The 17,378-nt window shown below is 32.1% G+C and carries 17 protein-coding genes and 1 tRNA gene; all 18 read left to right on the forward strand.

Features of this window, described 5'->3' with window-relative positions; genetic code table 11:
- The first annotated feature begins 8 nt into the window (after positions 1–8).
- A complete protein-coding gene (locus CA_RS00585) occupies positions 9–848 on the forward strand; it encodes an ABC transporter ATP-binding protein (protein WP_010963434.1) in 840 nt (279 codons plus the stop codon).
- Positions 760–1,557 (forward strand): ABC transporter permease, encoded by a 798-nt coding sequence (locus CA_RS00590; RefSeq protein WP_010963435.1) that lies wholly within the window; start codon positions 760–762, stop codon positions 1,555–1,557. Before CA_RS00585 ends, CA_RS00590 begins: the two co-directional genes overlap by 89 nt.
- A 12-nt stretch (positions 1,558–1,569) precedes the next feature.
- Positions 1,570–2,370, forward strand: a complete 801-nt coding sequence (gene cysD / locus CA_RS00595; protein WP_010963436.1) for a sulfate adenylyltransferase subunit CysD — start codon at positions 1,570–1,572, stop codon at positions 2,368–2,370.
- Positions 2,371–2,383: 13 nt separating this feature from the next.
- Entirely contained in the window at positions 2,384–3,952 is a 1,569-nt protein-coding gene (locus CA_RS00600) for a sulfate adenylyltransferase subunit 1 (protein ID WP_010963437.1), read from the forward strand.
- A gap of 391 nt (positions 3,953–4,343) precedes the next feature.
- Positions 4,344–5,813, forward strand: coding sequence for an amino acid ABC transporter substrate-binding protein/permease (locus tag CA_RS20395; protein WP_014518808.1), 1,470 nt, complete (start codon positions 4,344–4,346; stop codon positions 5,811–5,813).
- Positions 5,810–6,547 carry an amino acid ABC transporter ATP-binding protein gene (locus CA_RS00610; protein ID WP_010963439.1) on the forward strand — a complete coding sequence of 246 codons (738 nt, stop codon included), beginning with the start codon at positions 5,810–5,812 and terminating at the stop codon, positions 6,545–6,547. Before CA_RS20395 ends, CA_RS00610 begins: the two co-directional genes overlap by 4 nt.
- 126 nt (positions 6,548–6,673) lie before the next feature.
- Complete coding sequence (locus CA_RS00615; RefSeq protein ID WP_010963440.1) at positions 6,674–7,435, forward strand: DeoR/GlpR family DNA-binding transcription regulator; 762 nt, start codon at positions 6,674–6,676, stop codon at positions 7,433–7,435.
- 29 nt (positions 7,436–7,464) lie between these two features.
- Positions 7,465–7,992, forward strand: a complete 528-nt coding sequence (locus tag CA_RS00620) for a metal-dependent hydrolase (protein ID WP_010963441.1) — start codon at positions 7,465–7,467, stop codon at positions 7,990–7,992.
- Between the two features lie 79 nt (positions 7,993–8,071).
- Positions 8,072–8,485, forward strand: coding sequence for an Rrf2 family transcriptional regulator (locus tag CA_RS00625; RefSeq protein ID WP_010963442.1), 414 nt, complete (start codon positions 8,072–8,074; stop codon positions 8,483–8,485).
- 84 nt (positions 8,486–8,569) lie between these two features.
- Entirely contained in the window at positions 8,570–10,459 is a 1,890-nt protein-coding gene (gene cooS / locus CA_RS00630) for an anaerobic carbon-monoxide dehydrogenase catalytic subunit (protein WP_010963443.1), read from the forward strand.
- A 229-nt stretch (positions 10,460–10,688) separates the two neighbouring features.
- The gene (locus CA_RS00635; protein WP_010963444.1) at positions 10,689–11,054 is read left to right on the forward strand and encodes a response regulator; all 366 of its coding nucleotides are present in this window, start codon (positions 10,689–10,691) and stop codon (positions 11,052–11,054) included.
- A 22-nt stretch (positions 11,055–11,076) separates the two neighbouring features.
- Complete coding sequence (locus tag CA_RS00640; RefSeq protein WP_010963445.1) at positions 11,077–13,026, forward strand: chemotaxis protein CheA; 1,950 nt, start codon at positions 11,077–11,079, stop codon at positions 13,024–13,026.
- 53 nt (positions 13,027–13,079) lie between these two features.
- Positions 13,080–13,586: a chemotaxis protein CheW gene (locus CA_RS00645; protein WP_010963446.1), complete on the forward strand. Its 507-nt coding sequence runs from the start codon at positions 13,080–13,082 to the stop codon at positions 13,584–13,586.
- A complete protein-coding gene (locus tag CA_RS00650) occupies positions 13,587–15,254 on the forward strand; it encodes a methyl-accepting chemotaxis protein (RefSeq protein WP_010963447.1) in 1,668 nt (555 codons plus the stop codon).
- Positions 15,254–16,066 carry a CheR family methyltransferase gene (locus CA_RS00655; RefSeq protein ID WP_010963448.1) on the forward strand — a complete coding sequence of 271 codons (813 nt, stop codon included), beginning with the start codon at positions 15,254–15,256 and terminating at the stop codon, positions 16,064–16,066. The genes CA_RS00650 and CA_RS00655 overlap by 1 nt, the downstream gene beginning before the upstream one ends.
- Positions 16,067–16,223: 157 nt before the next feature.
- Positions 16,224–16,604 (forward strand): response regulator, encoded by a 381-nt coding sequence (locus CA_RS00660; protein ID WP_010963449.1) that lies wholly within the window; start codon positions 16,224–16,226, stop codon positions 16,602–16,604.
- Between the two features lie 183 nt (positions 16,605–16,787).
- The gene (locus CA_RS00665; protein ID WP_010963450.1) at positions 16,788–17,231 is read left to right on the forward strand and encodes a nucleoside deaminase; all 444 of its coding nucleotides are present in this window, start codon (positions 16,788–16,790) and stop codon (positions 17,229–17,231) included.
- 38 nt (positions 17,232–17,269) lie between these two features.
- Positions 17,270–17,361, forward strand: a tRNA-Ser gene (locus CA_RS00670).
- The last annotated feature ends 17 nt before the right edge of the window (positions 17,362–17,378 follow it).

The following is a 17,378-nucleotide window of genomic DNA, read 5'->3' on the forward strand; positions in this document are numbered from 1 at the left end:
ATGAGGATTTGGGAATAGAAATAAAAGGTGTAAGTAAGGACTTTATATCAAAAGAAAAGAAAGTACACACTTTAGATGAAGTAAATCTTTCTATAAAAAAGGGAGAGTTTATATGTTTACTTGGCCCATCAGGATGTGGGAAATCTACCTTGCTTAATATAATTGCAGGTCTAGAGAAACCAACTAAAGGGATTGTATATTTAAATAATATGGAGATAAAAGCTCCTGGTCCTGATAGAGCGTTTATGTTTCAAGAATCCGCACTTTTCCCCTGGCTTAAGGTAATAGACAATGTTGAATTTGGCATGAAAATAAAAGATGTGCCAAAAGAAGAGAGACGAGAAAAAGCACTTAAATACCTTAAAATGGTTCACCTCACTAAGTTTCAAAACTCATATGTACACGAACTTTCAGGTGGAATGAGACAAAGAGTGGCTCTTGCTCGTGCGCTAACTTTAGATTCAGAAGTTCTTTTGATGGATGAGCCTTTTTCGGCTCTTGACAGCCAAACAAAAAGCATACTCCAGCTTGAACTTCAGAATATATGGTGGGAAACAAAGAAAACAATAGTATTTGTAACTCATAATGTGGAAGAAGCAGTGCTTTTGGCTGATAGAGTGGTTGTGATGGCGGCAAACCCAGGCAGAATAAAAAATATATTTGAAATAAAGCTAGCAAGGCCTAGGGAAGCGCAAAGTGTTGATTTATCATATGTTGCTCGTGAAGTAATGCGTGACCTTAAAGAGGAGGTGGAAAAGGTTGCAAAAACGGAGTACGACAGTGACTGGAATTTTCAGAAGAGTTCTGTTTTATATAATTCTGATAGCGATTTGGGAGCTAATTTATAAAGTTTTTGTAGATATATTAGGTGTTTGGAAAGCATATACCTTCCCTTCTCCAGGGGAAGTGTATAATGCTCTTGCTTATCTTGTTAAGGATAATACGCTTTTTATAGCTACAGGAGCTAGTCTAACAAGACTTGTTATAGGTTATATAATAGCTCTATTTATAGGAATAGCATTGGCACTAGTGTGTATTAAGTACAAATATGTAGATGAAAATTTGACTCCCCTTATGCTTGGACTTCAAACCCTTCCGAGTGTTTGCTGGATACCATTTGCAATACTTTGGTATGGAATAGATGAAAGATCAATAATATTTGTCACAGTTGTTGGGTCATTATTTTCCATAGCAATATCTACAATATCAGGAGTAAAAAATGTGAATCCCATATATGTTAAAGCTGCTAGGACCATGGGAGCAAGAGGAAAAAATCTTTATTTCGATGTTGTAATTCCATCAGCACTTCCTGAAATTATATCAGGTATGAGGCAAGGGTGGTCATTTGCCTGGAGAGCATTAATGGCTGGTGAAATGCTTTCAGCAACAAAAGGTTTAGGGCAGGTTTTGACGGCAGGTAGGGAATTGGGTGATATAAGCCAAGTTATGGCAGTTATGATTATTATCATTGCTTTTGGCCTTATATTTGACAAATTGTTATTTGAAAAAGTTGAAAAAAATATTAGATATAAATGTGGTCTTGAAAAGAAAAATTAAGGAGGATTTTAAATGGATCATTTAGACAGATTAGAAGCAGAAAGTATTTATATTTTAAGAGAGGCTTATAAGCATTTTGGAAAGCTTGGCATGTTGTGGTCTATAGGAAAGGACTCTACAGTAATGCTTTGGCTTGCAGAGAAAGCTTTCTTTGGAAATTGCCCTTTTCCACTTATACATGTGGATACTACGCATAAAATTCCAGAGATGATTAAATTTAGAGATGAAGTAGCTAAGAAATATGATTTGAATTTAATTGTTAATACAAATTGGGATGCACTTAATGCTGGTATGGGACCTCATAAAGGAAGACTTGAGTGCTGTAAGGCTTTAAAAACCGATGGGCTTCAACAAGTAGTTGATAAATATAAATTTGAAGGACTTATAGTTGGAGTAAGAAGAGATGAAGAGGGTTCTAGATCAAAGGAAAGAGTATTTAGTGAGAGAAACTCGGATTCAGAATGGGATTATACAGATCAACCACCAGAATTATGGGATCAATTTAAAACGGAATTTAAGAAAGGAAACCATATAAGGGTACATCCCCTTCTAGGTTGGACTGAACTTGATATATGGGAGTACATAAGAAGAGAGAATATTCCAGTAGTTAGTTTGTATTTTTCTAAAAATGGAAAGAGATATAGAAGTCTTGGATGTGCGCCATGTACATCACCAATAGATTCAAATGCTTCAACGCTTGATGAGATAATTGAAGAACTTAAAAATACAAATGAGACAGAAAGAAGTGGAAGAGCACAAGATAAAGCAGATCCACACGCACTTGAGAAACTTAGAAAACACGGATATATGTAGGAGGCGGGAGATTATGAGTTCAAGAGAAAATTTAAATGTAGTATTTGTTGGACATGTAGATCATGGTAAGTCTACTTTAATAGGAAGACTTCTTTATGATACAAATTCACTTCCAGATGGAGCTATAGAAAAGGTTAAAAAGATTTCAGCAGAGGAAGGAAAGAAATTTGAATATGCTTTTTTACTAGATGCATTTGAAGAAGAGCAGAGGCAAGGAATAACAATAGATATAACTATGATTCAGTTTTTCACAAAGAAAAGAGATTATGTCATAATTGATGCTCCAGGTCATAAGGAATTTCTTAAAAACATGATATCTGGAGCGGCAAGCGCAGAGGCAGCAATATTAGTAGTAGATGCCAAAGAAGGAATACAGGAGCAGTCCAAGAGGCATGGATATATATTATCACTATTAGGTATAAAAAAGGTATATGTAGCTGTAAATAAAATGGATTTAGTGGACTATTCAGAAGAAAGATATAATGAAATAGTTACACAATTTAATAGCTTTTTAGCTAACTTAAACATATACCCAGAGGCATATATTCCTATATCAGCTTTTCTTGGAGATAACGTGGCAAAAAAATCTGAAAAAATGCCGTGGTATAAAGGAAAGAGTATTTTAGATACTATGGATAGCGTAGATAAGGAGAAGGGGATTGAAAATAAGGCTTTAAGATTCCCTATTCAAGATATATATAAATTTGATAATAGAAGAATTATAGCAGGAAGAATAGAATCTGGAACTCTTAAAGAAGGAGATGAAATAGTATTCTATCCTTCAGGCAAAACAACAAAGGTTAAATCTGTGGAGTTTTGGCAAGAAAAGGACAAGAAGAAGCAGGTGTCTGCAAAAATGTCGGTAGGTATAACAGTAGAGGATGAGTTCTACAACAAAAGGGGAGAAATAATATGCCATAAGAATGATGGTGTAACTGTCTCAAATGCTTTTAATGCAAATGTATTTTGGATGGGAAAAGAACCATTAGAAAAGGGAAAGAAATATAAACTTAAAATTGCAACTCAGGAGATAGAAGCTGAAGTTGAAGAAATAAAAAAGGTAATAGATGCAGCTACTCTTGAAGAAATAACAGGTGCAGATCATATAAATAAAAATGATGTTGCTGAAATTGTTATAAAGTCAAAGAAGCCAATATGCTTTGATGCCTTTAATGATAACGAAGCACTTGGCAGATTTGTAATTATAGATAACTATAATACAAGTGGCGGTGGAATTATACTAAAAGGGTTAGAGACATATAGAGATAATAAAGAGATAAGAAGCCTTGTTACAAAAGAAGAGAGAGAAAAAAAGTTCGGTAGTTACGGAAAGATGATTGTAATAAATGGAGAAAACAAAGAAGTAACCGTGCAGTTTGCATTAAAGCTAGAGAGAAAGCTTTTTGATTTAGGACAAAGGGCATATTATTTGGCTTCAGATGAAAGCGGAATAGCAGCAGAGATTCTAAGAGAGAATGGAATAATAGTTATAGTAGCAAATAAAGAAAAGTCTGATGAGTATATAGAAATTACTGTAGATAAAGATGGTAAAATAAGTGATAATATTCTAGGTATAATTTAACAATAATGGCTAGCATTAAATAGATGCTAGCCATTATTTTTGCAAGATTTCAGAAAGCACTATGCAACGTTTTGGTTGACAATTAATATATTAATTAATATAATATTACTATGTTGATAATTGGCGAATAATAATGTTGCTATTTTTTAAAATCAGTAATTAACTTGAATTTTGACGTGAAAATTACAACAAAAACCAATTTGAGAAGTTAATGAGTTTATACATTAACTTTTTTATTTGAGATGATATATTGGTTTTAAAGTTAAACCTAATTTATGTATTTAATAAGAATTAAATTGAAAAAGTCTCGATGTATACGTAAATTAAAGGCTTAGCTATATATAATAAAACCTACAATAAATTAGTGAATATAACTTTTGGGGGGGTCAATTTGAAAAAGAAATTTTTAGTATTAGTTTTAGCTATAATGATGTGTTTTGCAATATTATTAACGGGGTGTGAAAATAGTAACAGTAATAGTGATAAAAGCAAGACTTCAAGTAAAAAATATACAATAGCAACAGATGCAACATATGCTCCATTCGAATTTAGGACAGGAAGTGACTACCAAGGAATAGATATAGATATTTTGAGTGCCATAGCTAAAAAAGAGAACTTTACTTATGACTTAAAACCTATGAATTTCAATGGTATAATACCAGCACTTCAATCCAATCAAGTTGATGGTTCTGTTTCTGGAATGAGCATAAATGATGAAAGAAAGAAAACTTTAGACTTTTCAAACTCGTATTACGATTCCGGTCTATGTGTAGTTGCTAAATCAGATAATAAAAGCGTTAAAACAATAAATGACATAAAAGGAAAGACGGCTGCACTTAAAAAGGGAACAGCTGGAGCTGCTTATGCAGAAGCAAACAAGGAAAAATACGGATTAACATTAAAATACTTCGATGATAGTCCTTCAATGTTTCAAGCAGTTATGAATGGTAATGCAGATATAACTCTTGAAGATTATCCTGTAATAGCTTATAAAATATCAATAGATAAAAATTCAGGCTTGAAAATAGTTGGAGATGAGAAAATTACAACTTCTCCTTACGGATTTGCAGTTAAGAAGGGTACTAATAAAGAACTTTTAAAGAAGTTTAATGATGGTCTTAAGAAAATAAAAGCAGATGGCGAGTATGATAAGATTATTAGTAAATATATAAAGACTGGTAAAGATTCAAAGAATGCTAAAGCTTTTAAGCCAGAACAAGATAACTTAGTTAAGCAGTATGCACCACAGCTTTTAAAGGGTCTTGGTATGACATTATTTATTACAGTTATAGCAATGATCATTGCACTTTTCATTGGAGCTATATTTGGATTCTTCAGTATAAGCACCAGCAAAGTACTTAATACACTTGCAAGATGGTTTGTAGATATAATAAGAGGAACACCTCTTTTAGTACAAGCATTTTTCATATTCTTCGGAATACCAGGACTTTCAGGTCTTAAAATAAATCCTGTAGTTGCAGGAATTATAGCGGTAAGCTTAAATGCGGGAGCCTATATGTCTGAGATCTTTAGAGGTGGTATACTTTCAATAAATCAAGGGCAGATGGAAGCGGCAAGAAGTTTGGGTATACCATATAGAACTGCTATGCTTAAAATAGTATTTCCACAAGCAGTAAAGGTAATGATACCTTCAATTGTAAATCAGTTTATAATTTCGCTTAAAGATACGTCAATATTATCTGTTATAGGAATACAGGAATTAACTAACACAGGACAGATAATAATAGGAGCTACCTTTAAGGCGTTCCAGATATGGTTAATAGTTGCGATTATGTACTTTATAGTAATCAAGTTATTATCTATCTTATCAAGGAAGATTGAGAGGTATGTTAAAATATGAGTAAGGATTTAGCAATAGAAGTTAAAGAATTAAAAAAGAGCTATGGTTCTAATGAAGTATTAAAAGAAATAAATCTTACAATTGATAGAAGTGAGGTTGTATGTATAATAGGACCTTCAGGTTCAGGAAAAAGTACTCTTTTAAGATGTATGAATAGACTTGAAGAAATAACAGCAGGACAGTTAATGATTGATGGAAAAGATATATCAGATAAAAATATTAACATAGATAAATTAAGAGAGAACGTAGGAATGGTGTTTCAGCATTTTAACCTATTCCCGCACTTAAGCGTTTTAAAAAATATAACCTTTGCACCAATAGAGTTAAATAAAATGTCAAAAGAAGAAGCTGAAAAGACAGCATTCAAGCTTCTTGATAAGGTTGGTCTTAATGATAAGGCAAATACTTATCCAGATAAGCTTTCAGGAGGTCAAAAACAGAGAGTTGCTATAGCTAGAGCTCTTGCTATGAATCCAGATATAATGCTTTTTGACGAGCCTACTTCAGCCTTAGACCCTGAGATGGTTGGAGAGGTTCTTGGAGTAATGAAGGATCTTGCAAAAGAAGGAATGACAATGGTTGTTGTTACTCATGAGATGGGCTTTGCAAGAGAAGTAGCAGACAGAGTTATATTTATGGCTGATGGATATATCGTTGAACAAGGAACACCAGATGATATATTTAAAAATCCAACTCAAGATAGAACAAAAGATTTTTTAAATAAAGTATTATAGATAAAAAATTGTTGGTAACTTAAAACACCTTTATAATTGGCGAGAAAGCTTATTTTAAGGGTGTTTTGTTATATAGCGTCAGTATGGTATAATTTATTTTATCGATAGTAATGGAGGTATTTAAATTTGTTTGCAAGAGAAAGATACGATACTATTCTCAACATTTTAAACAGAGAAGGAAAAGTAATTGTAAAAGATTTGAGCTCAAAATTCAATGTTACAGAGGACTGCATAAGGAAAGATCTTAGATACTTGGAGAATAATAATTTCCTAAAAAGAACATATGGTGGAGCAATACCCATAAGAAAGACTGCTCACTACAATAAAATAAGTGATAGAAGAAATGCGAATGTGAAAGAAAAGTTAATAATAGCAAAGAAGGCATTTGATTTAATAGAGGATGATGAGACAATATTTTTGGATATATCAACTACCAATATAATGTTAGCTGAATTTCTATCTAAAAGTGATAAGAAGGTAACGGTTATTACCAACATGATAGATATAATCTCTGTATTAAACATGGAAAATAATATAAAGGTAATATCTACAGGAGGTGTTCTCTCTAAAGATTTGAACGGTTATGCATGCTCAATGACTATAGATGTTATATCTAATTATAAATTTAATAAGGCATTTATAGGAAGCTGTGGTGTTGATTTATATGATAATAGTGTCACTACCTTCGAAGTAGAGGACGGAAATACTAAGAAGGCTATAATGAGAAATAGTAAAGTAGTATATCTAGTTATGGATAATAGCAAATTTTATTTTGGAGGAACATATAAATTCGCACATTTTGAAGATATAGATGTTATCATAACTGATAAGGTTCCAAGTGAGCAAATACTGGGGATAATGAAGAAGAATGATGTAGATATTATATAGAAAAATATGAAGCTAAAGAGGGGTAAAGTATGATATTTTTTGGACACTTAGGATTAACAACTGGAGCCGTAAAGATATGTGAAAATACTGTCTTATCAAAGAAAAAAGATATTGATTATAGATTTTTGCTTGTTGGCTCTATACTTCCGGATCTTATTGATAAACCTATAGGAGCATTTTTTTTCAGAAATGTATTTCATAATAGCAGAATATTCGGGCATACACTGTTGTTTTCAGCTGTACTGCTTTGCATTGGATTATACAGGCAATTAAGACACAAAAAAAATGGGATTTTGATGCTTGGAATAGGTAGCGCTATTCACCTTATTCTTGATAGTATGTGGCTATACGGAAGAATATTATTTTGGCCATTCTTAGGCGCTACATTTCCTACAAGACCTGAAGGACATTGGCTTAATGAGGGAATTTTAAGACTGTTATCAGATCCAGTTTACTTTTCTTCGGAAATAATAGGCTTTGTTATTATAATGTACTATTTTATAAAACTTATTAAAAGAGGAAAGTTAAGAAACTTTATAAAAAATGGGCAATTATAGAAAAACTATTGACAAGGGTAACCATAAGTAGTATATTAAAACTGTACTATTTAGGTATACTTTTGAACAGGAGAAGGATATGAGAATAACACAAGAAGCAGACTATAGTATGAGAGTTGTGCTATACCTATCTAAGCTTGGGTATGAACAAAAGATAGATGCAGCAACTATTGCAGAACATGAAAAGTTACCTCTAAGATTTTTACTTAAACTTTTAAGGAAACTTATAAAAAGTGGCATTGTAAAATCTTATAGGGGTGTAAAGGGTGGTTATGCGTTAAATAAGTACCCGAAGGATATTAATCTAAGAGAGGTAATAGAAGCGATAGATGGACCCATATGTGTCAATAGGTGCTTAACAGATTCGTCTTATTGTAATGCAAAGCGTACAGGTATTTGTGAAATACATAATGCTCTCTCTTTAGTTAGAAGTGACTTAATTAAAAACCTTGAAAAGATAAATTTTGAAGATTTGAAAGATGGAAAGCGGTAATAATCAGGGACTTAATTTATAAAAAGTCCCTTTCTATAAAACATAAACTATACCTAAAAGGTATACTTTAAGGAGGATTTTATAATGAGTGAATGTCAAAATTGTCATGTTTGCGATGATGCAGACAAAACTCTTCGTGATTTTATATGTGGGTTAAATAATGTTGAAACGTCAGAACATAGAGTGGAAAGTCAAAAGAATAAATGTAAGTTTGGTAAAGATGGTGTCTGTTGTAAGCTTTGTGCTAATGGACCATGTAGAATAACACCAAAGTCACCAAGAGGTATTTGTGGTGCAGATGCTGACACTATAGTAGCTAGAAACTTTTTAAGAGCAGTTGCAGCAGGAACAGCATGCTATGTTCACGTTGTGGAGACTACTGCTAGAAACTTAAAGGCTTTAGGAGAAAACAAGAAGCCTATAAAAGGAATGTATACTCTTAATAAGCTAGCAAATATGTTTAAAATAGATGAAAAAGATGATCACAAAAAAGCAGTTATGATAGCAGATAGAGTACTTTCTGATTTATATAAACCAAGATTTGAAAAAGCAGAATTAGTAAGCGAAATAGCATATGCACCAAGATTAAAAAAATGGCAGGAACTTAATATACTTCCAGGAGGAGCAAAATCAGAAGTATTTGATGCTATAGTAAAAACTTCAACAAATTTAAATAGTGATCCTGTAGATATGACTGTAAATTGTCTTACTCTTGGAATATCAACAGGACTATATGGTCTTACTTTAACTAACTTATTAAATGATGTTATACTTGGTGAACCAGTAATAAGACAGGCAAATGTTGGTTTCAAGGTAGTAGATCCGGATTATATAAATATAATGATAACAGGACATCAACATTCAGTAATAGAACATCTTCAAGAAAGATTAATAGATGAAGATATTACTAAGAAAGCTCAGGCTATAGGAGCTAAAGGATTTAAATTAGTGGGATGTACATGTGTTGGTCAAGATCTTCAACTAAGAGGAGAACATTATAAGGAAGTATTTTCAGGTCATGCAGGAAATAACTTTACAAGTGAAGCTTTAATTGCAACAGGTGGAATAGACCTTATTATGTCAGAGTTTAACTGTACTCTTCCAGGTATAGAACCTATTGCCGAAGAATTTGAAGTTAAAATGATTTGTGTTGATGATGTTGCTAAAAAGAAAAATGCTGATTTTATAAAGTATAGTTATGAAGAGAGAGAAAATATAACTGATAGTATAATAGAAGAAGCTCTTAAGAGTTATGAAAATAGAAGAAAAGATGTAACAATTAATATACCTAAAGATCATGGATATGATGATGTTGTAACTGGAGTCAGTGAAAAATCTCTTAAAGATTTTCTTGGAGGCACTTGGAAGCCACTTGTAGATTTGATTGCATCTGGCAAAATCAAAGGTGTTGCTGGAGTAGTAGGATGTTCTAACCTTACAGCAAAAGGTCATGATGTATTTACAGTAGAACTTACAAAAGAACTTATAAAAAGGAATATAATAGTTCTTTCAGCAGGATGCTCCAGTGGTGGACTTGAAAATGTAGGGCTTATGTCTCCTTCAGCAGCTGATCTTGCAGGAGATAGTCTAAAAGAAGTATGTAAATCTCTTGGTATTCCCCCAGTACTTAATTTTGGACCATGCCTTGCTATAGGAAGACTTGAGATTGTTGCTACAGAACTTGCTGAATACTTAGGAATAGATATACCACAACTTCCTCTAGTACTTTCTGCACCACAATGGTTAGAAGAACAAGCATTAGCTGATGGAGCTTTTGGACTTTCATTAGGACTTCCTCTTCATCTTGCAATTTCACCATTTATAGATGGAAGTGCTGTTGTTTCTAAGCTTCTAAAAGAGGATCTTACTGATATTACAGGAGGTAAGCTTATAATAGAAGAAGATGTAATAAAAGCAGCAGATAAGCTTGAGAGGGAAATTATTGATAGAAGAGAAAAATTAGGGCTTAATTAGATTTTCAATAAGTTAAAGAGCTAACGATAAAGTTGGCTCTTTACTTTTTTTTATAGCATTAAATAAATTGGCGAAAAAAGAAAAAGATACAATAAAATATATGTAAACAACTAAGTATATCATTCGATAATTATAATAATGTTCAATTATTTGTTTGAAAAAGTCAAAAAATATATTATAATGTACAATTTTGTATGTTTATATAAAGCAATCATAAGGAGGCATTAGCGTGGGAGAAAAAGTTCTAATTGTTGATGATGCAGCTTTTATAAGAAGGACGCTTAAAATGATGCTTGAAGCCAATGGTTTTGAAGTTGTTGATGAAGCTGAAAATGGGATTATTGGGCTTGCAAAATACAAAGAGCATAATCCGTCAATAGTCACTATGGATATTACTATGGATGGTATGGATGGAATTGAGGCTTTAAAAGCTATACTTAAATATGATCCAAAAGCAAAAGTTGTAATGATAACGGCTATGGGCCAGGAAAGTATGGTTAAGAGGGCTATAATAAGTGGAGCAAAATCATTTATTGTAAAACCTTTTAAACAAGAACAATTGATTGAAACTATTAATAAGGTGTTAGCTGTCTAAAACTTTGTTAGGTGGTGATTTAATGTCACAGGAATCTTTAAATGATTCAATGTTAGAGACGTATATGATTGAGACTTCAGGAATGGTAGATGATCTGGAAAATATAATACTTCAAAATGAAGAAGAAAAGTGTTACACGGATGAAGTAATCAATAAAATTTTCAGAATAGTTCATACCGTTAAAGGCTCATCTGCTATGATGAGTTTTAATGGTATTGCGGAATTGTCTCATTCCCTAGAGGATATTTTCTATTTTATAAGGGAAGAAAAAAGCCAAAGTGTAAGATGTTCAAATATTTCAGATTTGATCTTAGATAATGTTGATTTTATAAAGAAGGAACTAGATAAAATTAAAAATAAAGAGGAGGCTAATGGAGACCCTAGTGAATTAATTGCTAATAATAAAAAATTCTTTGATTCATTGAAAAAGCAGGAATTTTATAAAGGTATTGTATTTTTCCAGAAGGATTGCGGTATGGAAAATATAAGGGCATATACAGCTGTTGAAACTTTAAAAACGATTTCAAATGACATCTGTTATTTTCCGGAGAATATTTTAGAAGATGACGATACCTGCAATACAATAAAGGAATCTGGATTTAAGGTGTTTCTAAAATCAGATAAATCGAGAGAAGAAATTAATAAGGTTTTTGAAGCCATAGTGCTTTTAGAAAATTTTAAAATTTCTGAAATAACAGAAAATGAATACGTTTCTATAACAGAAAAAGATAAAAATAGAGATATTAATAAAATTCCAGTGAAAGAGGAAAAGAAGGAGAACATAACCAGCAGTGCCCCAAGCGTGATAAATGTTAATGTAAATAAAGTGGATAAGCTCATGGATTTACTTGGTGAACTTGTTATTACAGAGGCTATGGTTATTCAAAATCCAGACTTAAGAGGACTTGAAATTACTAATTTTAGTAAGGCGGCTACACAACTGCATAAAGTTATAAAAGAACTTCAAGACACAGTAATGGATATAAGAATGGTTCCCCTAGCAAATGTGTTTGCAAAAATGAAAAGAATTGTAAGAGACATGAGCAAAAAACTTGATAAAGATGTGGAACTTAAGCTTATAGGAGAAGAAACTGAGGTAGATAAAAATATAATTGAGCACATAGCGGATCCTTTAATGCACTTAGTGCGTAATTCGATAGATCACGGAATAGAAGATAGAGAGCAGAGGAAGAGATGTGGAAAAACTGAAAAAGGTTTAGTAGTCTTGGAAGCAAAAAACTTAGGTAGTGATGTAGTCATAAGAATTAAAGATGACGGTGGTGGACTCGATAAAAATAAGATTTTACAAAAGGCTAAAGAAAAAGGCTTGATAGGAGAAAACGAAATTGTTTCTGATGAAAAGACATGTAGCCTTATATTAGAACCAGGATTTTCCACCAATAATGAAGTTACAGAATTTAGTGGAAGGGGAGTTGGAATGGATGTTGTCTCCAGAAACATCGGAGATATGGGAGGAAGGATAAATGTAAGTAGTTCAGAAGGTAAGGGAACTACTATAATCCTTAAAATACCTCTTACTTTAGCAATAATAGATGGTATAAATGTTAAAGTTGGTAAATCCTATTACACCATACCTACATTAGATATAAAGGAATTTTTTAAACCTGATTCAAGTAAAATACTATCTAATATGGATGGCAGCGAGATGATTACTATAAGAGGAAGGTGTTATCCTGTAATAAGAATTCATGAAACTTATAATCTCAAAACATCAGTAAAGAATATCTCAGATGGAATACTCATAATGGTTGAAAAGAACAACAAAATGACCTGTATTTTCGCAGATGAAATTGTTGGACAGCAGCAGGTTGTAATAAAATCACTTCCTGAGTATATAAAAAATAATAATAACGTAAAAGGACTATCAGGATGTACCTTACTAGGAGATGGAAATATAAGTTTAATATTAGATGTTGGTGAGTTTATAAATGCTTCCTTAAAGAAGGTATAAGCATTTCATTATAAAAAATTCAGCTTGATTTTTAGTGGAGAGGAGATGGAGAAATGTCTGAATTCGAGGGGAACATTATAAATGAGGAAGACACACAAAATGGCAAGTTTTTAATTTTTATTACTGACGGAGAGCAGTATGGTATAGAAATTAAACATGTAATTGAAATAATAGGAATAAGCCCTATTAGTGAGATCCCTGAATTGCCTCAATATATAATGGGAGTTATTAACCTTAGAGGAAAGGTTATACCTGTAATCGATATAAGACTTAGATTTAATAAAATTTTCAAGGAGTATAATGATAGAACATGTATAGTAATAATAGATGTTCAGGACATGTTGATTGGCATTATAGTTGATAAGGTTCTGGAGGTATTGAAAATAAGCGAGAATGAGATAATGGATCCTCCAGAGATAAGTAAGGATAAAAATGGATATATCAAAGCCATTGGAAAAACCCACGATGGTATGAATTTTATATTAGACTGTGGAAAATTAATTAGCTCTGAGGAAATAAATAAACTGGGACCAAAAAACAAAATTAGGGAGGATAAATAGATGAGATGGTATGATGATATGAAGATTAGTTCCAAAATTTTAGTTGGTTTTGTTGTTATAATATTTATTTCTGCAGTTTCAGGTGTTTTTGGAATTTTGAATTTAAATAAGGTTAATAATTCAAACACGGAGACCTACGAGAAAATGTTAGTACCTACAGGAGAATTGGTTTCAATATCAAATGATTTTGGAACTATGCGTGCAAGAGTTAGAGATGTTGTAATAGAAACTCAAATGGATAAAATGGATAAGTTTTCAAGTGATTTTAATGCAGCAAGTAGCGATTTTGATAAAGTATTGGAATCATTTTCGCAAACTATTTTAACTGCAGATGGAAAGACTATTTTAAGTGAAATAAAGGATGCTAAGAAAGAATATGTACAATATGCTCAGCAGGCAATGGAATTAAGCAAACAAAATAAAAATGTAGAAGCTATGGCTATAGTTAGAAATCAGCTTACAGTAGCACATGATAAACTTGCAACTTCTATAAAAAATGTTACAGATATGAAAAAAGAATTAGCTAAAGAGTCCACAGATCAAAATTCTGCAACAGCCAAGACATCAATTATTGAAACAATCATTCTTGTGATTTTAGGGGCTGGACTTGGTGTAGCTATGGCTGTTTTAACATCTCGTTCAATAGGAAATCCTATGAAAAAGATAACTGAGGTATCTGAAAAAATAGCAGATGGTGAATTAGATGTTGAGCTTAAAACTGACAGAAAAGATGAAATTGGGGTTCTTATGAATACCTTTAATAAAATGGTTTCTAACCTTAACCTAGTTATGTCCAGCATGAATACGGCTGCAGATCAGGTCGCTATTGGTTCTAAGCAAGTATCTGATTCAAGTATAATGCTTTCTCAAGGTTCTTCAGATCAAGCTAGTGCTGTAGAAGAATTGACTTCATCAATGGAAGAAATAGCTTCACAAACAAAGGTAAATGCTAATAATGCAACTGAAGCTAGTGAACTTGGTAATGAAGTTAAAAGTAATGCTGAAAAAGGCAATAATCAAATGAAGCAAATGTTAAATAGCATGGATGATATAAATGCTGCATCAAAGAATATATCAAAAATAATAAAAGTTATAGATGACATTGCTTTCCAGACAAATATTCTTTCATTAAACGCAGCAGTTGAGGCAGCAAGAGCTGGCCAATATGGAAAGGGCTTTGCAGTTGTTGCAGAAGAGGTTAGAAATTTAGCAGCTAAATCAGCTAATGCAGCAAGAGAAACAACAGAAATGATAGAAAACTCCATTAGAAAAGTAGAAACTGGAACTGAGTTTGCTAAAGAAACAGCAGCTGCACTTGATGAAATAGTTCAAGGAATATCTAAATCAGCACAATTACTGGATAACATAGCAAGTTCATCTAATGAGCAAGCAATCGCAATTGATCAAATAAATAAGGGAATAGTACAAGTATCTAGCGTTGTTCAAGATAATTCAGCAACTTCAGAGGAAACAGCAGCAGCTAGTGAAGAACTTGCAAGCCAAGCTAGTCTTCTTAAGAATGAAATTTCAAAGTTTAAGCTAAAAGGAAAAGGTGGATTTAATTATGGCGAAAACTATGGAATGGAGCATGCAGCAACTAAAGGTGGCTCAAAAACATATGAAATGTCTAATATGGATATGTACGGAAGCGACTTTGGAAAATATTAATGAGAATTCTAAACGAAACACAATTTAAGGAGATTTCTGATTATATAAGGAGGAACTTTGGAATCAACTTAAAAAGTAGCGACAGACATATATTTGCAAACAAATTTGATAAATTTTTAAATATCATAAAAGCAAATAGTTTTGAAGAGGGCTATCATAGAATATTGAATGATAGGACAGGGGAATGTGTAAGGATATTTCTTGATATTATAACTATAAATCATACATTTTTTATGAGAGAGCCTGAACATTTTTATTATTTTAGAGATGAAGTTCTTCCTTATCTTAAAAGTACAATTAAGGATAATGATCTTAGAATATGGTGTGCTGCATGTTCTTCTGGAGAAGAAGCATATACAATTGCTATGATATTAGATGAATTTTTTATGAGAGACGATTCCCTTTGGGAAAGACAAGTTTTAGCAACAGATATATCCTGTAAGGTTCTTAATAAAGCTGTAAGAGGTGTATATAGTGCTAAAGAAATACAAGACGTTATGATTAATTGGAAGATTAATTATTTCAAAAAAATAGACAGTAATAACTTTGAGGTGAGAAAGGAGATTAAGGATAATATAATTTATAGAAGATTTAATCTTATGGAAGAAGTGTTTCCGTTCAAGAAAAAGTTTCATGTTATATTCTGTAGAAATGTTATGATGTATTTTGATAAATATACTAAGAAGAGATTAATAAAAAAATTCTATGATAATACTGAAAAGGGTGGATATTTATTTATAGGACATTCCGAGGGGATTGATATAGAAGATATAGGATATAAGTATGTTATGCCAGCTGTATATAGAAAATAATACAATAGAGCATTGCAAATTTTGCAGTGCTCTATTGTATTATAAAAAAGTATGTTGAAAAAAAATACATTATAGTATATGCTAACAATATAAAATTAGTTTAAAAATTGTAATTATGGTGATTAAAAGGTATTGAATTAAAAAGGAGATTGAGGTTATGAAAAAAACAGTACTTATCATTGATGATTCTGCACTTGCTCGCAGGACTGTCAAGAATTTACTTGAAAATGATGGCTTCGAGGTGGTTGGAGAAGTTGAAGGTGGACCTAACGCAATTAATCAATTTAAAGAATTGAAGCCGGAGATTGTTACAATGGATGTTTCAATGGATAAGATGGATGGATTTAAAGCTTTAAATGATATTTTAAATTATAATCCAGAGGCTAAGGTGGTAGTTATAACTAGTATGGCACAAGAAGATGCTGTTAAAAGGTCGGTTGAATTAGGTGCAAAATATTTTATTGCCAAGCCGTTTGAAGGAACTGAACTAGTCGAAATAATAGAAAAGGTATTAAATAATCAAGTTTTTGAGCATTAACTATAAATTAGGGTTTTATAGTTAACTTGATTAATAGAGAGATTAGATTTTATAATTAATAAGGGAACAGTTATAGTTATATACATATATACTGTTAAGATTTTCATTTTGAAATATGTACAAATTAAGTTTAACTATAAAACCCTTAATACAAGAAAAATAAGCTTGTGGTGATGTTGGAAAATGAAAAATGAATTTTTAAATGAAGCAATAAAGGAAGCTAAGCTTGCAAAAAAAGAAGGAGAAGTGCCTGTTGGAGCTGTTATTGTGAAGGACAATAAGATTATAGCAACTTCGCATAATCTTAAAGAAAGCCTTAAGAATCCATCAGCACACGCGGAGATTATTGCAATTGAAAGAGCGGCAAAATATTTAAATAATTGGAGACTTAATGGATGTGAGATGTATGTTACCTTAGAGCCGTGCCCTATGTGTGCAGCTTGTATATGCCAAAGTAGAATTAGTAAGGTATACGTAGGCACTTTTGATCCAATATCAGGAGCCTGTGGTTCTGTAGTGAATATAACTGAAAATGATTATTTAAGATATCATACAGAAGTAGAATGGCTATATTCTAATGAATGCAGCGATATTCTAAAAGGCTTTTTCAAAGCTAGACGCGTTTGATTTTTATAACTAAGTTTAGTATAATGTTTTAGTGTTATGGAGAGATGTCGGAGTGGTCTATCGTGCATGACTCGAAATCATGTGTACGGTTTAACCCGTACCGAGGGTTCAAATCCCTCTCTCTCCGCCAAAGTTAGGGACTTTAGC

The sequence above is a fragment of the Clostridium acetobutylicum ATCC 824 genome, assembly GCF_000008765.1.
GTDB classification, from domain to species: domain Bacteria; phylum Bacillota; class Clostridia; order Clostridiales; family Clostridiaceae; genus Clostridium_S; species Clostridium_S acetobutylicum.

What these genes read in the sequence shown, in the direction of transcription:
- cysD (WP_010963436.1), top strand. Translation starts at nt 1,570, where the DNA reads ATGGATCATTTAGACAGATTAGAAGCAGAAAGTATTTATATTTTAAGA.
- CA_RS00600 (WP_010963437.1), top strand. Translation starts at nt 2,384, where the DNA reads ATGAGTTCAAGAGAAAATTTAAATGTAGTATTTGTTGGACATGTAGAT.
- CA_RS00610 (WP_010963439.1), top strand. Translation starts at nt 5,810, where the DNA reads ATGAGTAAGGATTTAGCAATAGAAGTTAAAGAATTAAAAAAGAGCTAT.
- CA_RS00620 (WP_010963441.1), top strand. Translation starts at nt 7,465, where the DNA reads ATGATATTTTTTGGACACTTAGGATTAACAACTGGAGCCGTAAAGATA.
- CA_RS00625 (WP_010963442.1), top strand. Translation starts at nt 8,072, where the DNA reads ATGAGAATAACACAAGAAGCAGACTATAGTATGAGAGTTGTGCTATAC.
- cooS (WP_010963443.1), top strand. Translation starts at nt 8,570, where the DNA reads ATGAGTGAATGTCAAAATTGTCATGTTTGCGATGATGCAGACAAAACT.
- CA_RS00640 (WP_010963445.1), top strand. Translation starts at nt 11,077, where the DNA reads ATGTCACAGGAATCTTTAAATGATTCAATGTTAGAGACGTATATGATT.
- CA_RS00645 (WP_010963446.1), top strand. Translation starts at nt 13,080, where the DNA reads ATGTCTGAATTCGAGGGGAACATTATAAATGAGGAAGACACACAAAAT.
- CA_RS00650 (WP_010963447.1), top strand. Translation starts at nt 13,587, where the DNA reads ATGAGATGGTATGATGATATGAAGATTAGTTCCAAAATTTTAGTTGGT.
- CA_RS00655 (WP_010963448.1), top strand. Translation starts at nt 15,254, where the DNA reads ATGAGAATTCTAAACGAAACACAATTTAAGGAGATTTCTGATTATATA.
- CA_RS00660 (WP_010963449.1), top strand. Translation starts at nt 16,224, where the DNA reads ATGAAAAAAACAGTACTTATCATTGATGATTCTGCACTTGCTCGCAGG.
- CA_RS00665 (WP_010963450.1), top strand. Translation starts at nt 16,788, where the DNA reads ATGAAAAATGAATTTTTAAATGAAGCAATAAAGGAAGCTAAGCTTGCA.